The organism is Oceanisphaera sp. (assembly GCF_052084945.1).
Classification (GTDB): domain Bacteria; phylum Pseudomonadota; class Gammaproteobacteria; order Enterobacterales; family Aeromonadaceae; genus Oceanimonas.
Genome location: NZ_JBQDEX010000119.1, coordinates 1 through 7,938 on the forward strand (window position 1 = coordinate 1; position 7,938 = coordinate 7,938).

The 7,938-nt window shown below is 48.6% G+C and carries 7 protein-coding genes; 4 read left to right on the forward strand and 3 right to left on the reverse strand.

Annotated features, from left to right (window positions below):
- Positions 1-74: 74 nt before the first annotated feature.
- Positions 75-1,427, reverse strand: coding sequence for a glutathione-disulfide reductase (gorA, locus tag ACTHY5_RS10240; protein WP_441879316.1), 1,353 nt, complete (start codon positions 1,425-1,427; stop codon positions 75-77).
- A 240-nt stretch (positions 1,428-1,667) separates the two neighbouring features.
- Between gorA and prlC the strand changes: the two genes are divergently transcribed.
- From prlC to ACTHY5_RS10260, 4 genes are all read left to right on the forward strand, one after another.
- Complete coding sequence (gene prlC, locus ACTHY5_RS10245) at positions 1,668-3,710, forward strand: oligopeptidase A (RefSeq protein WP_441879318.1); 2,043 nt, start codon at positions 1,668-1,670, stop codon at positions 3,708-3,710.
- A 139-nt stretch (positions 3,711-3,849) separates the two neighbouring features.
- Positions 3,850-4,614 carry a class I SAM-dependent methyltransferase gene (locus tag ACTHY5_RS10250; RefSeq protein WP_441879320.1) on the forward strand — a complete coding sequence of 255 codons (765 nt, stop codon included), beginning with the start codon at positions 3,850-3,852 and terminating at the stop codon, positions 4,612-4,614.
- Between the two features lie 171 nt (positions 4,615-4,785).
- Positions 4,786-5,265 (forward strand): DNA starvation/stationary phase protection protein Dps, encoded by a 480-nt coding sequence (gene dps / locus ACTHY5_RS10255; RefSeq protein WP_441879321.1) that lies wholly within the window; start codon positions 4,786-4,788, stop codon positions 5,263-5,265.
- 447 nt (positions 5,266-5,712) lie between these two features.
- On the forward strand, positions 5,713-6,588 hold the full coding sequence (locus ACTHY5_RS10260; RefSeq protein ID WP_441879323.1) for an MBL fold metallo-hydrolase: 876 nt from the start codon (positions 5,713-5,715) through the stop codon (positions 6,586-6,588).
- A 30-nt stretch (positions 6,589-6,618) separates the two neighbouring features.
- Here the strand turns inward: ACTHY5_RS10260 and ACTHY5_RS10265 are convergent, their stop codons facing one another.
- Positions 6,619-7,614: a CobW family GTP-binding protein gene (locus ACTHY5_RS10265; protein WP_441879325.1), complete on the reverse strand. Its 996-nt coding sequence runs from the start codon at positions 7,612-7,614 to the stop codon at positions 6,619-6,621.
- Between the two features lie 93 nt (positions 7,615-7,707).
- Positions 7,708-7,938, reverse strand: a 231-nt coding sequence (locus tag ACTHY5_RS10270; RefSeq protein ID WP_441879326.1) for a hypothetical protein, incomplete at its 5' end; no start/stop codon positions are given.

Below are 7,938 nucleotides of genomic sequence, written 5' to 3' on the forward strand. Positions count from 1 at the left end.
GTACGTACGGTTCTGTGGGAGGGATGAGGAGTAATCCTCACCCTACCCGATATGTGTGCTCTAGGTTAATACCCTTAGCGCATGGTAACAAATTCCTCGGCACCCGTGGGGTGAATGGCCACACAGGCATCAAAATCTTCTTTGGTGGCACCCATTTTAACGGCCACCGCAAAGCCTTGAAGAATTTCATCCATACCAAAACCAATACCGTGTACCCCAACCACTTTCTCGTTGTCACCTACACACACCAGCTTCATTTTGCAGGCTTGGCGGTGCTGTGTGGCAGCGGTATACATAGAGGTAAAGCTTGAGGTATAAACCTTGACTTGGTCATCGCCATATTCCGCGCGTGCTTCTGGTTCAGACAAGCCCAAAGTACCGATTGGCGGATGGCTAAAGACCACGGTTGGGATCAAGTTATAATCCATTTTGGCGTTGGTTTGGCCATTAAACAATCGCTCAGATAACTGACGTCCGGCCTTAACCGCCACTGGGGTAAGCTCTACATAGCCGATATTATCACCAACGGCATACACACCTTCGGCGCTGGTGTTTTGATACTCGTCTACTTTAATGTAGCCGCGCTCGTCTGTGTCTACACCGGCGGCTGCTAAGTTGAGATTACTGGTTAAGGGGCGACGACCTATGGCCCAAATGAGGCAGTCGATTTCCAGTTGCTGATCATTTTCTAGCGTCAGCAAGAAGCTGCCATCGGCCTGCTTTTCGACGCTTTTCGGCGTTGATTGGGTGTGCAGCTTTGGCCCTTCAGTGGCCATGGCTTCTACTAGGGTGTCGGTTAATATAGGGTCGAAGTTACGCAAGGGCGCGTGTTTGCGAACTAATAAATGCGTTTCTGACCCCAGGGCGTTCATCACTCCTGCTAATTCCACGGCGATGTAACCGGCCCCCACCACAGCGACGCGTTTCGGTTGCTCTGTTAAAGCAAAAAAACCGTCAGAGTCAATACCGTGCTCAGCGCCGGGGATGTGTGGAATAACCGGCTCACCCCCTGTGGCAATGGTAATATGATCGGCGGTGTACTCTTCACCGTTTACCACCACAGTTTTGGCATCTTTAAAGCTGGCAAAGCCTTTGATAACAGTAATCTTATTATTACCCAGCACACGGTCGTAAGACTGATGAATGCGGCCAATATAGGCTTGGCGGCTTTCTACCAGCTTGCTCCAGCTGTGATTTTTTAAATCAACGTCAAAGCCGTAATCTTGTGCATACAACTTAATGGCATCGGCCACTTGTGCGCCGTACCACATCACCTTTTTAGGTACACAACCTACGTTGACGCAGGTACCGCCTAAGTCTTTGGCTTCAATTAAGGCGACGTTTTTACCGTGCATGGCGGCGCGGTTAGCAGAGGCAATACCACCACTACCGCCACCAATGGCGATGTAATCAAAATGCTGTGCCATGAGAGAGGCTCCTAATAGAAAAATGGATGAATATGAGGCAATAATGAATTACAGCCTAAGGCATTGCTGATTGTACACCAAGCTGCTTAGGATAATATGCTCACTAACTGAGCGATATCGTGATAATTTGGCGCTTATCGTCAGTAAAAGCTTGAACATTGGCGCGGCTATCACCATCTTAGGGGTATTGATCGTTTGCTCTTGAGCAAGTCGATAGCCTAAATACAAAGAGGTATCAAGATGACGAACCCGCTACTGACCATGGACGGCTTACCGCCGTTTAGCCAGATTAAACCAGAGCACGTAAAGCCCGCCATAGAGCATGCCATTGCTGATTGTAAAAAACGTGTGGCCAGTGTGCTGGATCACGATGAAAACTTTACCTGGGATAACTTGGTTGCACCATTAGAAGAAGTGGGTGATCGTCTGTCGCGTATTTGGTCGCCGGTGAGTCACCTAAACGGGGTATTAAATAGCGAAGAGCTGCGCCAAGCCTATGAAGAATGTTTGCCAATGCTATCGGAATACAGCACTTGGATGGGTCAGCATCAAGGACTATTTAACGCCTTTGATAGCCTGGCCAAGCGCGATAACTTTAAAAAGTTAAGTCTGGCACAGCAAAAAGACGTCAATAATACCCTGCGTGATTTTCGCCTATCGGGTATTGCGCTTGAGCCGGCACAAAAAGCCCGCTTTGGTGAAATAAAGTCGCGTCTTTCTGATTTAAGCTCGCGCTTTGCCAACCAGGTGCTAGATGCCACGCAAGCGTGGATTAAGCACATTACCGACGAAGAGCAGCTGGCAGGCTTGCCAGAATCAGCGATAGCCGCAGCTAAAGCGCAGGCTGAATCTCGCGAGCTAGACGGTTGGGTGTTTACCCTGGATATTCCGTCTTATTTACCGATTATGATGTATGCCGACGATGCCAGCCTGCGAGAAGAGCTATATCGCGCTTATTGTACTCGCGCCTCAGATCAAGGCCCTAATGCCGGTGAGTTTGATAACACAGCCGTGATTGAAGAAACGGTGGCGCTTAAGCAAGAGCTGGCGCAATTGCTGGGTTATGAGAACTATGCCCAGTTATCATTGGCCACTAAAATGGCAGAAAACGAGCAACAGGTATTAGACTTTTTAGATCAATTAGCGCAGCGCTCTTACCCGCAGGGTAAGGCTGAGCTTGCTGAGTTAACCGAATTTGCCCGTGAGCATCATGAAGTAGACTCACTCAATGCCTGGGATGTGAGCTACTATGGCGAGAAACTGAAGCAGCATAAATACACCATTTCTGATGAAGAGCTGCGCCCTTACTTCCCCGCTAATAAAGTGGTTCATGGGTTATTTGAAACCGTAAAACGCCTATTTGGCGTCAAAGTGACCGAGCGTTTTGGTGTAGAGGTGTGGCATCCTGATGTGCGCTTTTTTGATATTTATGGTGAAGATGGCGAGCTGCGCGGCAGTTTCTATTTAGACCTTTACGCTCGTGCTAATAAACGCGGTGGCGCTTGGATGGACGATTGCATGGGTCGTCGTTATCGCGAAGACGGCAGCCTGCAAAAGCCGGTGGCGTATTTAACCTGTAATTTTAATGGTCCCGTAGGCGACCAACCCGCACTCTTTACCCATGGTGAAGTAGAAACCTTGTTCCACGAATTTGGTCACGGCATTCACCATATGCTAACCAAGGTCGATGTCGCGGGTGTGTCGGGCATCAATGGCGTGGCATGGGATGCGGTTGAGCTACCTAGCCAGTTCTTAGAAAACTGGTGCTGGCAGCCAGAAGCGTTGGCCTTTATTTCTAGCCACCATGAAACCGGTGAACCTCTGCCTGCTGATTTGTTAGAGCGTATGTTAGCGGCGCGCAACTTCCATTCTTCCTTGATGATGCTGCGCCAATTAGAGTTCTCTTTGTTTGACTTTCGCCTACACATGGCCAAAGACGGCGCTAAGCCAGGTCAAGCACAAGCCATTTTAGATAAGGTGCGAGAGTCAGTGTCGGTATTGCCACCCCCTAGCTTTAATCGCTTTCAGCACGGCTTTGCCCATATTTTTGCCGGCGGCTATGCGGCGGGCTATTACAGCTATAAGTGGGCCGAAGTGCTATCGAGTGATGCTTTCTCGCGCTTTGAAGAAGAGGGGATCTTTTGTGCTAAAACGGGGCGCGATTTCTTGCATGCCATTTTAGAGCAAGGTGGTTCTAAAGAGCCCATGGAATTGTTTAAGCAGTTCCGGGGTCGTGAGCCAAAAATAGATGCCTTACTGCGCCATTCTGGCATAACGGCTTAACGGATTAGCTGATAGCGGTCAGCCATAAGCTATCAGCGTAAGAAAAGATCTTATTGACCAGATAAACACTGCTCCTTAGGGGGTCATTAACGCTGATAACGGCTGGCCTAGTGTCAGCCGTTTTTAATGGATATGCTTGATGAACGAGCCGCAAGTTCCACTACAGATTGTATTAGAAGACTCAACCATGGCGGCCGACGCTGCACGGCTGACACAAGCGCTGGAAGGCGTGAAGGCGAGTGCGCCCTTTGCTTTGGTATTAACGGAAGGCCGATTAGAACTGCGTAAACTGGATGAGCCCAAGTTAGGCGGCGTTTATGTGGATTTAACCGACGGTGCAGCGGCCCACAGGCGTAAATTTGGCGGTGGTCGAGGTCAGTCGATTGCCAAAGCGATAGGGTTAAAAAAAGGCCATACCCCGAGTGTGCTAGACGGCACGGCTGGGTTGGGGCGAGATGCCTTTGTATTAGCCTCTTTGGGCTGTAAAGTCACCTTGTGTGAGCGTCACCCTGTGGTGTATGCGCTGCTGGCTGATGGCTTGCGCCGGGCGGCCTTAGATGGCGATATTGGCGACTGGGTAAGTGAGCGTATGCAGCTTTTGCCCTTTGGTCATACCTTGGCTGATGTGAGCTGCCCGCCTGAAGTGGTGTATTTGGATCCTATGTTTCCTCATAAGAAAAAGTCCGCCTTAGTAAAAAAAGAAATGCGGGTGTTTCAGTCATTAGTGGGCCCAGATCTGGATGCGGATGCACTCTTACCCCAAGCGTTGCAACTGGCACGCGCTCGCGTGGTTGTGAAGCGCCCCAGTTATGCCGGCTTTTTAAATGAAATGTCGCCTTCGGCACAAATAACCACCAAAGGTAATCGCTTCGATCTTTATGTAAAACAGGCACTGGGCCGTTAAAGGCTGCGTGCGTGTCTGGTGCCAGCTTAAGCTGATGCGACTCGCAGTGACGGAGGCAATAATGAAATGTGTGTTAGGGGTTAACAGCAGATGATTAGCCGTTTAGTATGAGGGTGTAGTATGCCCTGAACGCTAACAGGATCAGTTTTATCACTTTTTAGGAGTATAAAAATGAGAGAACGTTATGCAAGTGGACTAAGCGACACCACGGCTAAACAGATGATTGAGCTATTAAATGCTAATTTGGCCAATGTGATTGACTTGACCTTATCTGGCAAGCAGTGCCACTGGAATCTGCAAGGCGCGGGCTTTATTGGTGTGCATCAACTATTAGACGACACCACTGCGCGCATTCTTGAAATTTCAGATACCATTGCTGAGCGAGTGGTTATTTTAGGTGGTGAGCCAAATGGCTTGGCAGCACGCGTGGCTAAAGACAGTGTCTTAGAAGCTTACCCTACCGGTATTACCGCAGTAAATGACCATGTTCAAGCGCTTACTAAGCGCTATAAAATGGTGGCTGAGACTCTTCGTGAGGCCATTCAGGTTGCGGGTGAAGCGGGTGATGAAGACACCGCAGACTTGTTTACCGAAGCCAGTCGCATTATTGATAAAGATGCCTGGTTTATTGGCGCAAACGCTAAGTACTAATAGCCGTTGTTCACGCGCTATAATCAGCGCTCGCCAACCAATGCCGAAGCCATGCTTCGGCATTGTTGTTTGTGGCTAATATCAAACACACTAATACTAATCAGGAAAACTAACTGATCAAAATTTTTCGCCACGGAACCCACGGAACAATAGAGATAAGATCTGAAAAAGACGTTATAGGGTAAGAGCCAAACACCCAGCTATTAGTAGGGGACTCCTTACCATTAGCAGTATTTGAGTCGTTGCCACTTTTCGCTCTTGCCTTTAATCTTTGTTGGGTAATAAAACGAATATCCTGTGAATATTCGCAGTTGTTACCCAGCAAAGATGGCTAGCCCAGTGGCGTGTCGAGAGAGGTGACTCTGTTTCCTCTTTATACTGTTTTTTAAATTAGGTTGTGCTAATGTTATGTAATAATATGACATTAACAGCACAAGAGGGATCGTCATGGCACAAGCAATCACACCCCAAGTAAAAGCCTTTTTAGAAAACGACAGCGAAACTTTTAGTTACGTGGTGTTCGACCAAGTAGGCGGGCATGGCGTGATTATTGATCCGGTATTAAATTTTGATTATCCCTCGGGCCGTACCAGCACAGAGCTTGCTCAGCAACAGCTGGATTTTGTAGCAGAGCAAGGGCTAACTATTGATTGGGTACTAGAAACTCATGCCCATGCTGATCACTTATCGGCCGCCCCATTTTTACGTGACAGTCTTAATGCCAAGGTGGGTATTGGCGCACAGATCACTGATGTTCAAGGTATATTTCGTGAGGTGTTTGCCTTAGAGCCAGAGTTTATGACGGACGGCAGTCAGTTTGATGGCTTATTTGTTGACGGCGATACCTTAACAGTGGGGCAGCTGGAGCTTAAGGTGCTACACAGCCCAGGCCACACACCGGCAGATATTGCTTATTTGGTAAATGACCAAGCTTTATTTGTAGGGGATACCTTATTTATGCCCGATGTGGGTACTGCACGGTGTGACTTTCCCGGTGGTAGTAGTCAGCAGCTGTACCGCTCCATTCAGCGGCTCTTGGCCTTGCCAGCAGCAACGAATATTTATGTTTGTCATGATTACCCTAAAGCAGGGCGTAGCCATGAGTATTTAACGACGGTAGCTAAGCAAAAAGCAGACAATATTCATGTGCGCGATGGCATAGATGAAGCCAGCTTTATTGCGATGCGTGATGAGCGTGACGCCACCTTGGGCATGCCGCGACTGATATTGCCTTCTATTCAGGTGAATATTCGTGCCGGCGAGATGCCGCCTGCCGACGAACAGGGTAAAACCTTCTTTAAATTACCGATTAATGCGTTGTAAACATAGCTGTCAGGGTACGGCGTAAAACAGTTAACTCAAGGTGGCTAACAGTTGTTTTTGTAGCCGTTGTGCGGGTAAAGGCTCGAGGTCGATTAACTCGAAACGGCCTTCTTTTTGTGGTGCTAAGCGATAAACACTGAGCTGCTCACCTACCTGATTAAACGCCCACCAGCCATCTTGTGTGGGTAATACGGCTTTTAAGCGCGCGACTTTGAGTGAGCGGCAAAAGGCCTCTACCTTAGGTAAGTCAAAACACAGCTCACTTAAAAAGCGCCAGCCCACCGAGTAATGATCTTGACCTAAATTACTATAGCGGCGCCATGGCTGTGCTTGGCTTAATCGCGGCTCTGGGCTGGCAATCAGTGGACGAGCTTCATTATTTGCATGTGCCTGAGGGGTGGCGGCTTTACGCTCGTGGTTATGCTGGGCATGCAGCCATTTAGGATCTAGCTGACCTTGGCTGACACTAACGCATTGTTGCGAGTCTTGCTCGGCAAACAAGCCGTTATTAATTGCGGTCTCTAAGCTGGCTATTTGCTCAGGTGTGCTCAAATCTGCTTTATTGATCACTAACACATCGGCGAGTGCCAGTTGGTCTTGATAGGTTTCGTGCTCTTGATAGCGGTTATCTGCCCATTGGCGCGGATCGACCACGCAAAAAGTCGCCGCTAATTGCAATACGGTTTGATAGTGTTCGGCGGTCAGGGTTTGTAAAATTTGGCTAGGATGACCTAAGCCGCTGGGCTCAATAAATAGCCGATCGGGCTTGGCCTTATGCAAGAGGGCGTTTAGGCCAATTTGAAAGGGTAAGCCCGAGACACAACACAAGCAACCGCCAGGAACTTCTTTAATCATGGCGCCTTGTTCGGTTAAAAGGGCGCCATCTATTCCCACTTCACCAAATTCATTCACCAGAATAGCCCAGCGCTCATGCTCAGGTTTATTGGCTAATAAATGGCGCAATAGCGTGGTTTTTCCGGTGCCTAAAAAGCCCATTACAAGATGGGTGGGTACAGGTGAAGTCATAGTGAAGTCCGCAGTCATTTTTTTGTTATTTTATAACAATTTAAAGGCGTCGTCACAGCAAAGTCATCGGCCGTAAACAACAGCGGGCTGCACTTATACCAATCTAAGTAAAAATGTGATCTGATTTAAAGCTGGATCTAGAGGAAACAGAGTCACCTTCCACGACACGCCACTGGGCTCGCCATCTTTGCTGGGTAACAACTGCGAATATTCACAGGATATTCGTTTTATTACCCAACAAAGATACACGCCAGCAAGCTGGCCCATACGGGCTCGGGAAATGCCATCCCTGGCATTGTCACGATCGTGGAAGCCGATCTCTGT

Coding starts and splice junctions, on each gene's coding strand:
- ACTHY5_RS10265 (WP_441879325.1), bottom strand. CDS start 7,614: ATGACTTCACCTGTACCCACCCATCTTGTAATGGGCTTTTTAGGCACC.
- gorA (WP_441879316.1), bottom strand. CDS start 1,427: ATGGCACAGCATTTTGATTACATCGCCATTGGTGGCGGTAGTGGTGGT.
- prlC (WP_441879318.1), top strand. CDS start 1,668: ATGACGAACCCGCTACTGACCATGGACGGCTTACCGCCGTTTAGCCAG.
- dps (WP_441879321.1), top strand. CDS start 4,786: ATGAGAGAACGTTATGCAAGTGGACTAAGCGACACCACGGCTAAACAG.
- ACTHY5_RS10250 (WP_441879320.1), top strand. CDS start 3,850: ATGAACGAGCCGCAAGTTCCACTACAGATTGTATTAGAAGACTCAACC.
- ACTHY5_RS10260 (WP_441879323.1), top strand. CDS start 5,713: ATGGCACAAGCAATCACACCCCAAGTAAAAGCCTTTTTAGAAAACGAC.